This is a genomic window from Bounagaea algeriensis, assembly GCF_054491375.1.
Map to the genome: position 1 here is coordinate 1,607,957 of NZ_CM137102.1, position 15,524 is coordinate 1,623,480.

A 15,524-nucleotide genomic window follows, 5' to 3' on the forward strand; every position below is an offset into this window, starting at 1 on the left:
TTCAGCGTTGGGCGGCGCTGCGCAGCGCAGCGTCGAGTGCGAGGTGCTCGCCGATCGCGCTGGGCGCTGCGCCACGCCGGAGCCGAGGTGCTCCATCATGCGCCGCCGCTTCCTCGTGCGCGCGGATCGACGTCTTGCCGATGTGGTCATCAGTTCTGCTCCCCGGCAGCTGTCCGCCCGGTCCTCGTGGAGCTCAGCTCATGATGTCCTTGCGCCGGAACCGGTGCACCGCCAGCGCACCGAACACCGCGGCGTAGGCGAGGCCGGAGAACACGCCGCAGGACACCGCCGAGAAGTCCAGCTCGACGCGTAGCAGGTCGACGTAGGCGGTGGAGTGGTGCGTCGGCAAGTAGTTGCGCAGGCCGCCCAGTGCGGGGATGCGGTCGAGTATCTGCGACAGGATCGACACCAGCACCGCACCGCCCACGGCTCCCAGCGGGGCGTCGGTGCTCACGCTCAACCACAGCGCCAACCCGGCGATCCACGACAGGTGCAGCGCCAGGTACAGCCCCGACAGCACCAGGCTGAGCAGCCCCGCCGGGAACGGCACCGTCTCGCCCGTCCGCGTGATCATCTCGCCCGGCCCGTAGACGATCAACCCCACCGCCAGCGACACGGCCAGCAGCACGGCAAGTGCGATGAGCGACAGCAGCGCCGCGACCAGGGCCTTCTGCCGCAGCAGTCGGGTGCGCGGGACCGGAGCCGCCAGCAGGTACCGCAGGCTCGACCAGACCGCTTCGCTGGCGACCGTGTCGCCGAAGAACAGCGCAACCACCACGACCAGCAGCAGATTCGTCGCGGCGAACAGGGTGAACGCGGCGAAGTTCAACCCGCCACCGGTGGCGCTGTCCACCAACGTCGACCCGTGCGGCGGACCGTTGTCGTCGCTGAGGACGAACCCGAGCAGCAGCACCAGCGGCGTGGCGGCCAGCACGCCGAGCGTGATCCGCGTGCGGCGGCGCCGCAGCTGCCGCGCGAACTCCACCCGCACGGGCAGCGTGCGCCGCGCCCGGTAACCCTCGACGGAGCCGTCCGGCTGAGCCGGCTGCGGCCGCGTGGACCGCACCACGGCGAGCTCGTTCTCATCCGCCTGTTCGGTCAACAGTGTTCCTCTCCGACGAGCTGGAGGAACGCGTCCTCCAGCCGGCGACGCGGTTCCACCTGGTGCACCGCCACCCCGGCCGCGACGAGCGCGTTGACCACGCTGCCGGCGGAGACCGAACCGAGATCCACGCGCACCTGCCCGTCGGCGGTGTCCCGGCGCACCAGACCGATCCCGGCGATCGCCCGCAGTGCCCCGGTCGCCGCGGCGGGGTCGTCCACCCGGATGCTCAGCTCACCTCCGGCGCCCACCACCTCGGAAACACTGCCCGCTGTGACGAGCCGCCCGTGGTGCATCACCACCACGTGGGTGCAGGTGCGTTCCACTTCGGACAGCAGGTGGCTGGAGATGAGCACCGACCGGCCGGTGGCGGCGTAGCGGTGCAGCATCTCCCGCAGCTGCTGGATCAGCGGCGGGTCGAGCCCGTTCGCCGGCTCGTCCAGCACCAGCAGGTCCGGCAGGCCGAGCATCGCCTGGGCGATCGCCAACCGCTGCCGCATGCCCTGGCTGTAGGTGCGCACCGGGCTGCGCGCGATCTCGTCCAGCCCCGCGATGCGCAGCACCTCGTCGAAACGCGCCTGTTGGACCGGCCGGCTCGTGGCCGCCCAGTACGAACGCAGGTTGTCGATGCCGGACAGGTGCGGAAGGAAACCCGGGTTCTCCACCAAGGCCCCCACCCGCGAGAGCACCGGCGCGCCCGGGCGCGCGCGGTGGCCGAACACCCGGATGGTGCCCGCATCGGGGTGGACCAGGCCGAGCAGCATGCGCAGCGCGGTCGTCTTCCCCGCCCCGTTCGGTCCGAGCAGCCCGACGATCTGCCCGCGTTCCACGCGCAGCGACAGCTCGCGCACCCCGCCCGCGGTGCCCGCGTGCGACTTGGACAACCGGTCGATCGCCAAGGGCGTGTCGGTCAGCGCGGCGACCGGCCCCGCACCGCGGCGCCGGAGGCGGGAAACACCCCAGGCCAGCGCGGCGGCAGCGATGATCAAGCCGCTCCCGGCGAGCGGGGCGGTCGGCACGTTGCCCGCCGAGACGTCCGTCCCGCGCACCGTGGGGGCCGACAGCGCACCGGCACCGGCCAGGCCGACGCGGTGCACCGCCGGCTCGCGAGATGCGGCGTAGGCCCTGTCCGTGGTGGTCACCGCCAGCTCCAGGCGGTGCCCAGGCTCCACCGAGTGCACCACGCCGGGCAGGGCCACGTGCACCTCCACCGGGCTGCCGTCCTGCGGCAGTCCCGTTACCCGCAGCGGTGACACGGCGTCGCCGACCATGGTGCGTTCCCCGTCGGGGCCGACGTCGTAGAGCTTGGCGAACAGCACCGCCTCGTCCCCGCCGGGCTGGCCGGGTACGGCGGAGACCGACAGCCGGGTCTGCGGCATGCCGGAGATCAGCCGCGGTTCGCGCAGCGGTTCCGAGCGGAACACGGCCGTCTGCTCGGGCAGGTCGCGCGCCGAGGTGCGCGCCGCGCGGGTTCCGGGCAGCGTGCTCGTCGCCGCCGGCGCCCCGCCCGGCGGGGTGACCACGGGGGCCGGTCCACCGCGCAGTCCGATGTCGAAGCGAGCCGTGCGGCCGTCCCGCAACCCCGGGTACTCGGGAGCGAGGACCGTGCGCTCGGCGCGCTCGCCGTCGCGCTCGGGGCGACCGGTCACGTCGTAGCGGAATGCCGGCACCGGTTCCTCGGGCGGTGGCACACCGCCGAGGCGTTCGGCGAACCAGTCGGCGATCCGGCCGCGCACCTCGGCGTCGGGAGCATCGCCGTCGTGCCCGCCCGCGTACCAGAGCATCCGCACGTCCCCGCCGGCGCGCGCGATCTGGCGCGCGTTCGCATCGGCCTGATCCAGGCCGAACAGCGTGTCCTGCTCGCCCTGGACCAGCAGCGTCGGCGCGTGGATGCGGCCGGTGAACCGCTTCGGCGAGACGCGCTCCAGCAGGGCGCGGGCGGCCGGGTCGGCCTCGCCGGTGCGCGCGATGCGGGTGTACGCGCGGCACACGGCGGGGGAGAGGCGACCGCAGGTCAGCTTGCTGCGCTGCCCGGCCGGGCCGCTGGAGCCGTCGGCGGACGGTTGCGGTGCGGGCCCGGTCCCGGCGGTGAACAGCAGGCCCGCCCACGCCTGCTTGAACACCCCGGGGGTGGTGGTGTCGCTGTCGGCGGCCGGGGTGCTGCGGTCCAGGGGCACGGCCGAGGCGCGGTTGGGCAGCAGCGCCTCTTCCAGGTCGTTGTAGGCCATCACCGGGGCGAGCGCGTCGATGCGCGGGTCCGAGCCCGCCAACGACAGCGCGAGCGCACCGCCGTAGGAGGTTCCGGTGACGCCGATGCGCGGGTCGTCGTCATCGCGGAGCACTTCGGGTTGGCGGGCGAGCCAGTCCACGAGCTGGCGCGCGTCGGTGACCTCGTAGTCCGGGTGGTTCAGCGCGACCCGGCCGGTGCTGGCGCCGAACCCGCGCGCGGAGTAGGTGAGCACGGTGAAGCCGCGCCGGGCCAGTTCCCGGGCCTGGTCTGCGACGCTGGTCTTGTCCGCGCCGAAACCGTGCGCGAGCAGGATGGCCGGCGCAGGTGTCTCGGCGGGGGCGTGCAGCGTGACGTCGAGCTGCACGCGGGTCTCGCGGTCCGGGCCGTCGAGCACGTCCACCCGGGCTTCGCGCGGCGCCGGCGGGTCGGTCGGCCGCGGGTCCTCCTCGGCCCACCAGAAAGCGGCGAGCACGACGATCGCCACCAGGGCGAGCGCGATCATCCCGGTGCCCGCGCGGCGCCGGCGCGGGGTGCGCTGGTCGCTGCGGGGGCGAGGGCGGGGCCGGACGGGCTCGCGGGGGGATGGCACGCGCCCGAGACTAGGCGACGTGATCCCTCCGGGAGGCCGTCAACGGCCGGTGACAATGAAGACGCTATGAACCGGAGACCAAACAGCAATCCGAGCAGCGGGATGCTGTGAGCTGACGCACCGACCGTGATCCGCGGGTTCGCCTTCGCGGGTGTGCACACCGCGTGCGGCCCCCGCGTGCGGATCGTCACGACGTGTGGAGGCGGCTAGCCTGTATCGGCGATAATCCCGCCCGAACTGTGGAGGGGAGTACTCCCTCGCGAGGCGTCGTCAACTCGGAGCCGCTCGCCCCCGACCCGCCTGCCGCCGTGCCGGCGGGCAGGTCCGCGTGCGCTGGCCCGGCGCCCTCGGCCGACCCGCGTCGGTGGAAGAGACCTCCGGTTGCTGGCGTGTGCCGTTGAGCCGGAGGTTGCTGGATGAGTGCCGAAGTGGGTCTGCTCGCGCAGCGAGCAGCGGGTGACGACACGATGCACGTGCCGTGGTGGATCTGGCTCGGCACACTCGGCGGTCTCGCCGTGCTGCTGCTGCTCGACCTCGTCATCGTCGACCGCAAGCCGCACGAGGTCAGCACGGGGGAAGCCGCCAGGTGGGTGGTCTTCTACGTCGCCTGCGCGGTCGTCTTCGGCCTCGGGGTCTGGTTCTTCGGCGGCGGGCACTTCGCGCTCGAGTACTTCACGGGCTACATCACCGAGTACTCGCTGAGCGTGGACAACCTGTTCATCTTCATGATCATCATGTCGAGCTTCGCGGTGCCCGCGATCCACCAGCACCGCGTGCTGCTCGTCGGCATCCTGCTCGCGCTGGTCATGCGCGGTGTCTTCATCGCCGTCGGCGCCGCGCTGATCGCGCAGTTCGTCTGGGTGTTCTTCATCTTCGGCGCCTTCCTGCTGTGGACGGCGGCGAGCATGCTGCGCAAGAAGGACGAGGACGAGCAGTACCAGGACAACGCCGTCGTCCGCTGGACGCGGAAGATCTTCCCCGTGACCTCCGAGTACCACGGCGCCATGTCGACCGTGAAGCTCGAGGGCAAGCGTTACCTCACGCCGATGTTCGTGGTCATCGTGGCCATCGGCAGCGCCGACCTGCTGTTCGCCGTCGACTCGATCCCCGCGATCTTCGGCATCACCCAGGATCCGTTCCTCGTGTTCGCGGCCAACGCCTTCGCCCTGATGGGGCTGCGGCAGCTGTACTTCCTCGTCGGCGGTCTGGTGAACAAGCTCGTCTACCTGTCCACCGGCCTGGCGGTCATCCTCGCCTTCATCGGCAGCAAGCTCGTCATCCACGCGCTGCACGAGTACCACCTCGTGCCGGCGTGGCTGGAGATCCAGAACTGGATGTCGCTGGCGGTCATCGTGGTCGTGCTGGGCGTGACGACGTGGGCGAGCCTGGCCAGGTCGCACCGCGACGGGCAGCGCGAGCAGCAGCACCAGTCCGGAAGCGGCCGGTGAGGCGCGACCGCGGAGCTCGTCGTCAGCCGAGCATCGTGTAGCTGAGCTCGGAGCACACCCGCCCGAGCGGCACGTCGAGACCGGGGTGGCTCAGCGGCAGCAGCACGTCCGGCGATTCCGGCACGGCGTTCGCGGCGGGCGGGTCCCACAGGCACATCGACGGGTTGCCCGCGTCCATCGACGACCGGTACCAGAGCCCGTCCAGTTCCGGGTGGGCCGCGCGGATCGCGCGGGCCCAGGCCTGCGCCCGTTCCTTGGGGCCGTTGCTGATGGCCTGCGAGGCTCCGGCGCGCGTGGGCCAGAGCCCGGACAGGTCGAGCAGCCGCAGCGTGCGGCGCGGGCGGAACAGCACCAGGTGCGGTTCCCGCGTGCGCCGGTCCACCGTCGACGTCGCCTGGAACACTTCGGCGATGCACGTGCGCACGGCCAGCGAGAAGTAGAGCACGCCGTGCTCCCGGGTGACGGGCCGGTCGCCGCGGGCGGCCGGTTGGTGCGGGTCGAACCTCGCGTGCGGCAGCGGCCCCGCGTAGCGGAAGCTGTCCCACTGCTGGGGGTGGTTGCCGGCGGCCGTGAACACGCGGACGAGCCGCGTACCGGCGGGGACGGCGATGACGTCCTCGGTGCGGCGGAGCATGGCCTGCAACGTGGCAGGCGCCGGCGGCTGGGGAAGCCGAGCCATAGTGTCGTGTCCGGGATCGACGGGGCGGGCCGGGTGCGGGGCGGTCGCCTCAGGCGGGCTCGCCCAGGTGTGCGGCGAGCGCGGCCACCGGCCGCGGGTCCCCCCCGGCGAGCAACCATTCGCGCGGGCTCACCGGTGTCTCACCCAGTTCGAGCTCCTGCTGCGGTGTGGTCATGAAGTTGGCCAGCACGAGGGCGGGCTGGTCCAGCGGCATCGCGGTGAGCACGCTCTCCAGCTCGGGCAGCACGTCGCGGTCGCCGAACTGCCAGGCGGGCAGCCGCCACCCCCCGCGGTCCTTCCAGCCGATCAGCCTGCGCTCGCCGATGCGGTGACGGATGCGGCTGGCGTCGACCCCGAGGCGTTCGGCGGCCTGGCCGACCGACAGGGCGGTGTCGCGCAGGACCGCCTGTTCGGCCACGGTCCGAGCGCGGGGGTCGGGTTCCGTCCCGCCGAGCGGGTTCAGGTCGAGTCCCGCCTCGGCGAGCGCTGCGCGCTCGTCGTCGGTGAAGTGCGCCGCGGGGTCGGCCTGCGGGGTGGTGAGCCGCTTGGCGGCGTCCTCGACCAGGGAGAGGAACTCGGTGGCGGTGATCCGCAGGCCGGCGCGCGCGAGCACGGTCTCCAGAGCGGCTGTCATGAGCTGAGGATAACGCGAAAAGCGGCATGGTGTGCGTTAGCGTGCGCACAGTCCGGTCGCGGGAGACTCGGCCGGTCGGCTCCGGTGCTCTTGACGTGCTTCGCCGGTGGCACGTTGACTGATGCGTACCGACTGGTCGGTCGCCATGGTGCTCGGAGCACGAGGAGGTGTGACGCGTGGGCAGCGTGTACGACGAACGCCCGTGGCTGGCGTTGTACGAGGAGAGCGCGCCGGCGGAACTGACGCCGGAGCACGGCACCGTGATCGAACTGTTCGACGTCGCCAGGCAGGCCCATCCGGATCGCGTGGCCGTCACCTACTTCGACGGTCGCCTCACCTACCGCGATCTCGACGAACTCAGCGACGGGTTCGCCGAGTACCTCGTCGACCAGGGCGTCGAGCCCGGCACCCGGGTCGCGCTGTACCTGCAGAACACGCCCCAGTTCGTCATCGCCCTGCTGGGCGGTTGGAAAGCCGGCGCGATCGTCGTCCCGCTCAACCCGATGTACCGCAGCCACGAGCTGACGACGATCCTCGCCGACAGCGAGCCCGCCGTGGTCGTCAGCTCCGAGCGCGGCCACCGCGACGTGCTGTCCGAGCTGGTCGGGCCGGTCGGTGTGCGGCGCGTGGTGACCACGCACGAGGGGGACCTGCAAACCCGCGACGACGAGCGGGTTTTCGGCGAATCCACCGCGCAGCGGGACCCCGCCGACGCCGACCTGCTCGAGGTCGCTCGGCAGCGCGCGGGCCGCCTGCCGGCGCGGCCGCGCCCGGGCGAGTCGGACATCGCGCTGCTGGTGTACACCTCGGGCACCAGCGGCGTGCCGAAGGGCGCGACGACCACCCACGGCAACTTCGCCTTCAACGCCGCCGGTTTCCGGCAGCGGCTGGCCAGGCCCGAGGGGTGCGGGATCTTCGGCCTCGCACCGCTTTTCCACATCACCGGCATGGTCTGCCAGCTCGGCGCGGCCATTTCCGTGGGCGGTCGGCTCGACCTCGTCCGCCGCTTCGAACCGGGGGTCGTGCTCGACGCGCTCGCCGAACACCGGCCGCAGTACGTGATCGGACCGTCGACCGCCTACGTCGCGCTGATGAACCACCCCGAGGCCGGTGCCGAGCACTTCGCCTCGCTCGAGCAGGTCTACTCGGGAGGCGCTCCGCTGCCCTCGGCCGTGGTGGAGAACTTCCGCACGCGCTTCGGCCACTACATCCGCAACGGCTACGGGCTCACCGAGACCACCGCCACCGCCACCTCGGTGCCCGCGCACCTGGAAGCACCCGTCGACGAGGCGTCCGGCACGCTCAGCGTCGGCATCCCCACGTTCAACAGCGTGCTGCGCATCGTCGACGACGACGGAGCCGACCTGCCCGCCGGGGACGTCGGCGAGATCGTCATCGAAGGTCCCATGGTGGTGCCGCAGTACTGGAACAAGCCCGATGAAACGGTCCGCGGGATCCCGGAAGGACGGCTGCACACCGGCGACGTCGGTTTCATGGACCAGCAGGGCTGGTTCTACGTCGTCGACCGCAAGAAGGACATGATCAGCGCCTCCGGGTTCAAGGTCTGGCCGCGGGAGGTCGAGGACGTGCTCTACGGGCACCCCGCGGTGCAGGAGGCCGCCGTCGTCGGCGTTCCCGACGAGTACCGCGGTGAGACGGTGCGGGCCTACGTCTCCCCGCGGGCCGGGCACGAGGTGTCCGAACAGGACCTCGTCGACCACTGCCGGCAGCGCCTCGCCGCCTACAAGTACCCCCGTTCCATCCTGGTGGTCGGCGAGCTGCCGAAGACCGCTACCGGCAAGATACTGCGCCGGCAGCTGCGGGACGAAGCCCGCAGCGGTGAAGCAACGACACGCTGAAAACGTCGAAGGGAAACGCCGATGAGCAAGCGCTTCGAAGGACAGGTCGCGCTGGTGACCGGCGCCAGTCGCGGAATCGGCTACGCCGTCGCCGAACGCCTCGTGGCCGAAGGCGCGAAAGTCTGCGTCACGGCACGCAAGCAGGAGGCGCTCGACGAGGCGGTCGAGGGGCTCGGCGGCTCCGAGCACGCGATGGCCGTGGCGGGCAAGGGCGACGATCCCGAACACCACGCCGACACCGTCGGTCGCGTGCTGCGGCAGTGGGGCCGGGTGGACGTGCTGGTCAACAACACCGGCATCAACCCCGTCTACGGCGACCTCATGGAGCTGGACCTCGGCGCCGCGCGGAAGATCTTCGAAGTCAACGTGCTCGGCGCGTTGTCCTGGGCCCAGCAGGTGCACCGCCTGTGGATGGCCGACAACGGCGGAACCGTGCTCAACGTGTCCTCAGTGGCCGGTGAGCGTCCCGCCCCCGGGATCGGCTTCTACGGCACGACGAAGGCCGCGCTGACCCACCTCACCCAGGAGCTGGCCGTCGAACTCGCGCCGTCGGTGCGCGTCAACGCGGTCGCCCCGGCCGTGGTGAAAACCCAGTTCGCCACGGCGCTGTTCGAAGGCAACGAGTCGGAAGCGGCCGAGCAGTACCCGATGAAGCGACTCGGCTTTCCCAGCGACATCGGCAGTGCCGCGGCCTACCTGCTGTCCGCCGACGCGGCGTGGGTCACCGGGCAGGTGCTCGTGCTCGACGGCGGCGGAACGCTGACCGGAGGGGTGTGACATGGACCGGACGGGCACGGTCGCGATCGTCACCGGTGCGGGCAACGGCATCGGTGCCGCGCTGAGCCGCGCGCTGGCCGCGCGCGGTAGCCGCGTCGTCCTCGGCGATGTGGATGAGCAGGCTGTGCAGCAGGTGGCCGACGACGTCGGCGGCACCGCCGTGGCCGGCGACGCCGCCACGGCGGACGGCGTGCAGCAGCTCGTCGACCGCGCCCTGGCCGAACACGGGCGCATCGACCTGTTCTGCGCGAACGCCGGTGTGGCCGATTCCGGCGGCCCCGAGGCCGACGAGTGGCTGTGGGAACGCTCCTGGGAGATCAACGTGATGGCCCACGTGCGCGCAGCGCGTGCCGTGCTGCCGCACTGGTTGTCCCGGGGACAGGGGCACTTCCTCGCGACCGTGTCCGCCGCCGGGCTGCTGACGATGCTCGGCTCGGCGCCGTACTCGGTGACCAAGCACGCCTCGCTGGCCTTCGCCGAATGGCTGTCCATCACCTACGCCGACCAGGGCATCACCGTGCAGGCGCTGTGCCCGCAGGGCGTGCGCACGGCCATGCTCGGCGATCCCGATGCGGAGGCGCACCGCCTGCTGGCCGCGGAGGCGGTCGAACCCGACCAGGTGGCCGAGATGGTGCTGCAGGCGCTCGATGACGGTCGGTTCCTGATCCTGCCCCATCCGGAGGTCGCCGACTACTACACGCGGCGCGCCACCGACCCCCAGCGGTGGCAGAGTGGGATGCGGAAGCTGCAACGCGCACTGCGCAGCGAAGCCGATTGAGCCCGCTGTGAAGGCGCCGACCGGTGGCACCGAGCCGACACCCGCCGGGTCGATATCGTGCGCCGGGGCCGCGCGTGCGCAGCGGCGTGCGCGGCCGGCAACGGGTTTGCCGAACGCTTGACGCAGCGGGCGCGAGTGCCGGTGTGACCGACGACGGAGGTGGGCATGGTGCGGGCCGCGGGAAAGAGCACGGGCGACGAGGCGGCAGTGGCCGGCTCGGACGTGGAGGCGGTCCCCCGTCGGCTGCTGTCCGTCGCCACGCGGCTGTTCGCCGAGCAGGGTTTCGAAACGACTTCGGTGCAGCAGATCGTCGACGCCGCGGGCGTGACCAAAGGGGCCATGTACCACTACTTCGGCTCCAAGGACGATCTGCTCTACGAGATCTACGCCCGCGTGCTCCGCGTGCAGACCGCCAGGATGGAGCAGGCCGTGGACAGCGATCTGCCCATCGAGCAGCGGCTGCACCAAGTCGCCGCGGACGTGGTCGCCACCACGGTGGCGAACCTGGACGACACCGTCATCTTCTTCCGCTCCATGCATCTGCTCAGCGCCGACAAGCAGGCTGAAGTGCGCGCGCAACGCCGCCGCTACCACGAGCGAGTGCGCCAACTCATCGCCGAGGGGCAGCAAGCGGGTGTGTTCGTGCGGGACAAGCCCGCGGAACTCGTCGTGGACTTCTACTTCGGCGCGGTGCACCACCTGGGCACGTGGTTCCGCCAGGACCGCGAACTCAGCGGGGAGGAGGTCGGCGAGCACTTCGCCGACCTGCTGCTGGCCGCGCTGCGCCCGGCCTGAGCCATCCGCGCGTCCCAGCAGCCGGCGCGGGAAGCCGCGTGGACGGATCCGTGAACCGCCCCGCGGGTGGTTGTGCTCCGGGCACTCGGCGCGATGTGCTGGGCGCTGCTGCAAGCGCGCCGGGTGGGGAGTGAGAATGAGCGGGACGTCCGAGCCCACGACGCGGACCGATCGGGTGCTCAACCTGATCGAACGCGTCGGAAACCGACTTCCGGAACCTTTCCTCCTTTTCGGGATCCTCGTGGGTGCGGTCGCCGTGGTTTCCACAGTGGTCGCGCTGTTCGGGGTGAGCGTGCAGGTCCCCGGCGCCGACTCCGAAACACCGGTGCGCGCGGTGCTCAGCGGTCCGGGACTGGAGTTCCTGCTCACCTCGATCCCGGACAACTTCCTCGGTTTTCCGCCGCTGACCACCGTGATCACCATCATGCTCGGCGTCGGCCTCGCCGAACGCAGCGGTCTGCTCACCGCGCTGATCCGCGCCGCCTTCGGCAGTGCGCCGCGTTGGGTGCTGCCGTACGCGGTGGGGTTGGTCGGCGTCGCCGCCAGCGTGATGGCGGACTCGTCGATGATCATCGTCCCGCCGCTGGCAGCGCTGGTGTTCCAAGCGGCCGGGCGGCACCCCGTGGCCGGACTGCTCGGCGCGTTCGCCGCCACCGGAGCCGGCTATTCCACCTCACCGCTGGTGACCAGTTTGGACGGACTGTTCGCAGGAGTGAGCAACTCCGTGGTGCAGTCGCTGCCGCAGCAGGCCACCACCGTCACGCCGGTGTCGAACTACTACTTCAACCTCGTCTCCGCGCTCGTGCTCGGACTGCTGGCGGGACTGCTGATCGACCGCGTCCTCGAACCGCGGATGCGCCGGTTGCAGGTGCCGCGCCGACCGGTGCAGGAGGACTTCTCAGCCGAGGAGGTCACCCTCGCGGCAGCTGAGCGCCGCGGTCTCGTGCAGGCGGGGATCGCCCTGGGCGTGCTCACGGCCGCAGCGCTGACCGCGGTGCTGTGGCCGAACTCCCCGCTGAGCAACGAGCAGGGGGCGTTCTTGCCCGAATCACCCCTGCTGGACTCGGTCACGACGCTGATCCTGCTGGCCTTCGCGGTCCCCGGCATCGCCTACGGTGTCGGGGCGGCGACGATCGCGCGACCGTCCGACGTGCCGCGCCTGATGGGTGAGGCGTTGCGCAACCTCACCGGCTTCCTCGTGCTGGCGTTCATGCTGGGGCAGTTCATCGCCCTGTTCGACTGGACGAACCTGGGCACGGCGCTGGCGGTCGGTGGCGCCGAAGCGCTGCGCACCGTGGGGTTGACCGGTTACCCGGCGTTCCTCGGATTCATGGTGATCGCCTCGTTGCTCAACCTGGTCATCATTTCCGGTTCGAGCCTGTGGACGCTGATGGCCTCCGTGTTCGTCCCGATGTTCCTGCTGCTGGGCTTCGAACCGGGTTTCGCGCAGGCGGTGTTCCGCGTGGGCGACTCCGCCACGCAGATCATGACACCGCTGAACCCCTACATGATCATCATTCTCGGCTACCTGCGCCGGTACGAGCCCAGCGCCGGCATCGGCACGCTGGTGTCCCGGATGGCGCCGTTCGTGGTGCCGTTCTGGTTGGTCTGGGCGGCGATCATGACCGCGTTCTACGTCGCCGACCTGCCGCTCGGGCCCGGCATGGGCATCCACGTCGGACCGTGAACCGGCATGGTGGTTCGTCCGCGGTGCGAACCGTGCCACGACGAACGCCGCGCAGCGCCGCGAACGGCCCCGCGCGGTATTCGCGCGCGGATCAGAACATCACGCGGGAGAGCGTTTCCGCCACGCAGGCCGGCTTGTCGTGCCCCTCGATCTCGATCGTCGCTGTGATGGCCAGCTGCAGACCGCCGCTGATCTCGGTCACCCCGGTGAGTTTCGTGTGCACGCGCACCCGCGATCCCACGAGCACCGGGCTGGGGAAGCGCACCTTCTCCAGGCCGTAGTTGATGCCCATGCGCGCGCCCCGCACGCTGTAGGTCTCCGCGTTGAGCTTCGGCAGCAGGCTCAACGTCAGGTACCCGTGCGCCACGGGCCCGCCGAACGGTCCCTGCTCGGCGCGTTCCACGTCCACGTGGATCCACTGGTGGTCCAGCGTCGCATCGGCGAACTGGTTCACCTGCTCTTGGCTGATCCTCAGCCAGTCGCTGTAGCCGAGTTCCTCGCCCTCCGCGGCGAGGAGTTCCTCCTTGCTGGAGAACACGCGCATGACAACACCTTTCGACATCCGTCGACTCGTGCGTACTGCTACCTCTGCGATCGGGGGCGTTGCGGTGAGCGACCACACGCGCAGCACTGCGCGGTTGCTCAGTTCGGTGGGAGATCGACGATCTCGCCGATGCGGGCCCGGTGCTGCTCACCCGAGCCGAGCGTGAGCTGGCTGGACTTCGCCCGCCCCAGGTACAGGTGCGCGGGATGCTCCCACGTCATGCCGATACCGCCGTGCAGCTGCAGGTGCTCCTCCGCGGCGAGCACGACCACGTCCGAGCCGTGGCTCTGCGCCAGGGCCACGGCCAGCTCCGGTTCGACATCACGGGCCAGACCGTCGGTGGCGTTTCGCGCCACGGCCCGCCCGTTGCTCACGCTGGTCCACAGATCCGCGAGCCGGTGCTTGACCGCCTGGAAGGAGCCGATGGGACGGCCGAACTGGTACCGCGTCAGGGCGTACTCCACGGTCGCGTCGAGGCAGCGCTGCGCCAGGCCGACCTGTTCGCAGGACACCACGCCCGCCGCCGCGACCAGGGCGCGCCGCAGCAGTGCTGCCGCATCGATCCCGGCGTCGATCGGAGCGGCCGCAGCGCGCTCGAACCGCAGCGTGCCGAACCGCCGCGTCAGGTCCAGCGGGGTCGCCGCCTCGCGGGTCACTCCCGCGGCCGCGGTGTCCACGATGTACAGCGCGGGCCGGCCGTTCTCGACGGCCGGAACGACCGCGGTGTCGGCCACCTCGACGTCCACCACGGTCTGCACGCTGCCGGAGAGCTCACCGCCCTCGGCGGTCACGTCCCGCGGGAATTCCGCGTACGGCGAGCGCGCCAGGCCGACGGCGAGGGTGGCGCACCGCGTGCCCGCGGTGACCTCGCCGAGCAGCTCGCGCACGCGTGCGTCCGCGGTGCACTCGCGCAGCAGCGCAGTGGTGAACACCGACCCGAGGAACGGAACGGGGGCCACGTGCCGGCCGATCTCCTCGGCGAGCACGCCGAGTTCACGCGGACCCGCTCCGGCACCGCCGTGCTCCTCGGCGACGAGCAACCCGGCCAGGCCGAGCTCGTCGGCGAGAGTGCGCCACAGGCCGAGGTCGTAGGGTTGTTCGGTCTCGCAGCGGGCGAGCACATCGGTCCAGTCGCACCGCTTCTCGAACAACCCGCGCACGGCCGAGCGCAGGTCCTCTTCGGTCTCGGTGTACAGCAGGTCGGGAGTGCTCATCGCGGCAGCTCCTTCCACGGCACGTCCTTGTCGCTGCGCGGTTCCCGGGGCAGTCCGAGGACGCGTTCGGCGATGATGTTGCGCAGCACTTCGGACGTGCCGCCTTCGATGGAATTGCCCTTGGCCCGCAGGTACCGGTAGCCGGACCCCCGGTCGGTGAACGTGGTGCGGTCGGGACGGCGGAACGTCCAGTCGTCGTAGTGCAGCCCGTCCGCGCCCCGGATCTGCACCTCCATGCCGGAGATCTCCTGGTTCAGCCGCGCGAACGCGAGCTTCGCCGCCGAGCCCTCCGGGCCGGGCGCGCCGACCGCGATCTGCTGGCGCAGCCGTTGGCTCGTCAACCGCGCCGCTTCGGCCTCGACCCACAGCTGCAGCATCCGGTCCTGCCGCGCGGGACCGCGCACGCTCGGGTCCGCGCGCCACAGCTCGGCCAGCGCGCCGATCATGCCGGACTCGCGTTCGCTGTTGCTGCCACCGATCGCGACGCGTTCGTTCATCAGCGTGCCGAGGGCGACCTGCCACCCCTGACCGACCTCGCCGAGCCGCTGCGAATCGGGGATGCGCACCCGGTTGAGGAAGATCTCGTTGAACTCCGCCTCACCGGTGATCTGGCGCAGCGGGCGCACGTCCACTTCCGGCGCCGTCATGTCGCAGATGAAGTAGGTCAGCCCCTCGTGCTTGGGCTGGTCCGGGTCGGTGCGGGCCAGCAGCAGCGCCCACCGGGCGTGGTGGGCCAGCGAGGTCCAGACCTTCTGGCCCTCCACGATCCAGTCGTCACCGTCGCGGGTGGCGCGCGTGGCGACCGCGGCGAGATCCGAACCAGCCCCCGGCTCGCTGAACAGCTGGCACCAGATCTCCTCGCCCGTCCACAGCGGACGGAGGTAGCGACTGCGCTGCTCCTCGTCGCCGAACCGCAGGACGGTCGGGGCGGCCATGCCGAGGCCGATCGTGTTCAGCCGCGAGTTGTTGTCCGGCGCACCCGCCTGCGCGAACAGCGCGTCGACGTGTTCCTGCAGTTCCCGCGGCGCGTCCATTCCGCCCAGGCCGGGCGGGTGGTGCACCGCGGCCAGGCCCGCGTCGAAGCGCGCGCGGAGGAAGTCCCGCGGGTCCTCCGCCGCCGGATCGTGCTCGGCGAGGAACTCGGTGACGAGTTCGGTCAACCGTGCGGTGTCCATGGGCACACGTCCA

General features: G+C 71.3%; 13 protein-coding genes. 6 read left to right on the forward strand and 7 right to left on the reverse strand.

The features are described from left to right. Positions 1-193: 193 nt before the first annotated feature. Together ACVGV2_RS07330 and ACVGV2_RS07335 are read right to left on the reverse strand one after the other, a co-directional pair. Positions 194-1,102, reverse strand: coding sequence for an ABC transporter permease subunit (locus tag ACVGV2_RS07330; RefSeq protein ID WP_459165290.1), 909 nt, complete (start codon positions 1,100-1,102; stop codon positions 194-196). Further along, a complete protein-coding gene (locus ACVGV2_RS07335; RefSeq protein ID WP_459165909.1) occupies positions 1,099-3,834 on the reverse strand; it encodes an alpha/beta fold hydrolase in 2,736 nt (911 codons plus the stop codon). Before ACVGV2_RS07335 ends, ACVGV2_RS07330 begins: the two co-directional genes overlap by 4 nt. 554 nt (positions 3,835-4,388) lie before the next feature. On the opposite strand from ACVGV2_RS07335, the gene ACVGV2_RS07340 reads away from it, so the two are divergent. Further along, positions 4,389-5,369: a TerC family protein gene (locus ACVGV2_RS07340; RefSeq protein ID WP_459165910.1), complete on the forward strand. Its 981-nt coding sequence runs from the start codon at positions 4,389-4,391 to the stop codon at positions 5,367-5,369. A gap of 22 nt (positions 5,370-5,391) precedes the next feature. Here the strand turns inward: ACVGV2_RS07340 and ACVGV2_RS07345 are convergent, their stop codons facing one another. Together ACVGV2_RS07345 and ACVGV2_RS07350 are read right to left on the reverse strand one after the other, a co-directional pair. Continuing rightward, the gene (locus ACVGV2_RS07345; RefSeq protein ID WP_459165291.1) at positions 5,392-6,048 is read right to left on the reverse strand and encodes an RES family NAD+ phosphorylase; all 657 of its coding nucleotides are present in this window, start codon (positions 6,046-6,048) and stop codon (positions 5,392-5,394) included. Positions 6,049-6,097: 49 nt separating this feature from the next. Then, a complete protein-coding gene (locus ACVGV2_RS07350; RefSeq protein WP_459165292.1) occupies positions 6,098-6,682 on the reverse strand; it encodes a DNA-binding protein in 585 nt (194 codons plus the stop codon). Between the two features lie 176 nt (positions 6,683-6,858). Here ACVGV2_RS07350 and ACVGV2_RS07355 point away from each other — a divergent pair, with 176 nt between their 5' ends. The 5 genes from ACVGV2_RS07355 (at position 6,859) to ACVGV2_RS07375 (ending at position 12,578) form a co-directional block, all read left to right on the forward strand. After that, the gene (locus ACVGV2_RS07355) at positions 6,859-8,541 is read left to right on the forward strand and encodes a class I adenylate-forming enzyme family protein (protein WP_459165293.1); all 1,683 of its coding nucleotides are present in this window, start codon (positions 6,859-6,861) and stop codon (positions 8,539-8,541) included. Between the two features lie 21 nt (positions 8,542-8,562). Beyond that, on the forward strand, positions 8,563-9,318 hold the full coding sequence (locus ACVGV2_RS07360; RefSeq protein ID WP_459165294.1) for an SDR family oxidoreductase: 756 nt from the start codon (positions 8,563-8,565) through the stop codon (positions 9,316-9,318). 1 nt (position 9,319) lies between these two features. Beyond that, positions 9,320-10,096: an SDR family oxidoreductase gene (locus ACVGV2_RS07365; protein ID WP_459165295.1), complete on the forward strand. Its 777-nt coding sequence runs from the start codon at positions 9,320-9,322 to the stop codon at positions 10,094-10,096. Positions 10,097-10,261: 165 nt separating this feature from the next. Next, positions 10,262-10,891 (forward strand): TetR/AcrR family transcriptional regulator, encoded by a 630-nt coding sequence (locus ACVGV2_RS07370; protein ID WP_459165296.1) that lies wholly within the window; start codon positions 10,262-10,264, stop codon positions 10,889-10,891. Between the two features lie 136 nt (positions 10,892-11,027). After that, a complete protein-coding gene (locus ACVGV2_RS07375) occupies positions 11,028-12,578 on the forward strand; it encodes an AbgT family transporter (protein WP_459165297.1) in 1,551 nt (516 codons plus the stop codon). A 91-nt stretch (positions 12,579-12,669) separates the two neighbouring features. On the opposite strand, the gene ACVGV2_RS07380 is transcribed toward ACVGV2_RS07375, so the two are convergent. The 3 genes from ACVGV2_RS07380 to ACVGV2_RS07390 form a co-directional block, all read right to left on the reverse strand. Further along, on the reverse strand, positions 12,670-13,122 hold the full coding sequence (locus ACVGV2_RS07380) for a MaoC family dehydratase (RefSeq protein WP_459165298.1): 453 nt from the start codon (positions 13,120-13,122) through the stop codon (positions 12,670-12,672). A 98-nt stretch (positions 13,123-13,220) separates the two neighbouring features. Further along, positions 13,221-14,336, reverse strand: coding sequence for an acyl-CoA dehydrogenase family protein (locus ACVGV2_RS07385; protein ID WP_459165299.1), 1,116 nt, complete (start codon positions 14,334-14,336; stop codon positions 13,221-13,223). Then, positions 14,333-15,511, reverse strand: coding sequence for an acyl-CoA dehydrogenase family protein (locus ACVGV2_RS07390; protein WP_459165300.1), 1,179 nt, complete (start codon positions 15,509-15,511; stop codon positions 14,333-14,335). The genes ACVGV2_RS07385 and ACVGV2_RS07390 overlap by 4 nt, the downstream gene beginning before the upstream one ends. Between the last annotated feature and the right edge of the window lie 13 nt (positions 15,512-15,524).

Excerpts from the sequence above, each read along its gene's own strand:
- ACVGV2_RS07335 (WP_459165909.1), bottom strand. The coding sequence starts at position 3,834 with ATGATCGCGCTCGCCCTGGTGGCGATCGTCGTGCTCGCCGCTTTCTGG.
- ACVGV2_RS07340 (WP_459165910.1), top strand. The coding sequence starts at position 4,389 with ATGCACGTGCCGTGGTGGATCTGGCTCGGCACACTCGGCGGTCTCGCC.
- ACVGV2_RS07345 (WP_459165291.1), bottom strand. The coding sequence starts at position 6,048 with ATGGCTCGGCTTCCCCAGCCGCCGGCGCCTGCCACGTTGCAGGCCATG.
- ACVGV2_RS07350 (WP_459165292.1), bottom strand. The coding sequence starts at position 6,682 with ATGACAGCCGCTCTGGAGACCGTGCTCGCGCGCGCCGGCCTGCGGATC.
- ACVGV2_RS07360 (WP_459165294.1), top strand. The coding sequence starts at position 8,563 with ATGAGCAAGCGCTTCGAAGGACAGGTCGCGCTGGTGACCGGCGCCAGT.
- ACVGV2_RS07365 (WP_459165295.1), top strand. The coding sequence starts at position 9,320 with ATGGACCGGACGGGCACGGTCGCGATCGTCACCGGTGCGGGCAACGGC.
- ACVGV2_RS07370 (WP_459165296.1), top strand. The coding sequence starts at position 10,262 with ATGGTGCGGGCCGCGGGAAAGAGCACGGGCGACGAGGCGGCAGTGGCC.
- ACVGV2_RS07375 (WP_459165297.1), top strand. The coding sequence starts at position 11,028 with ATGAGCGGGACGTCCGAGCCCACGACGCGGACCGATCGGGTGCTCAAC.
- ACVGV2_RS07380 (WP_459165298.1), bottom strand. The coding sequence starts at position 13,122 with ATGCGCGTGTTCTCCAGCAAGGAGGAACTCCTCGCCGCGGAGGGCGAG.
- ACVGV2_RS07385 (WP_459165299.1), bottom strand. The coding sequence starts at position 14,336 with ATGAGCACTCCCGACCTGCTGTACACCGAGACCGAAGAGGACCTGCGC.
- ACVGV2_RS07390 (WP_459165300.1), bottom strand. The coding sequence starts at position 15,511 with ATGGACACCGCACGGTTGACCGAACTCGTCACCGAGTTCCTCGCCGAG.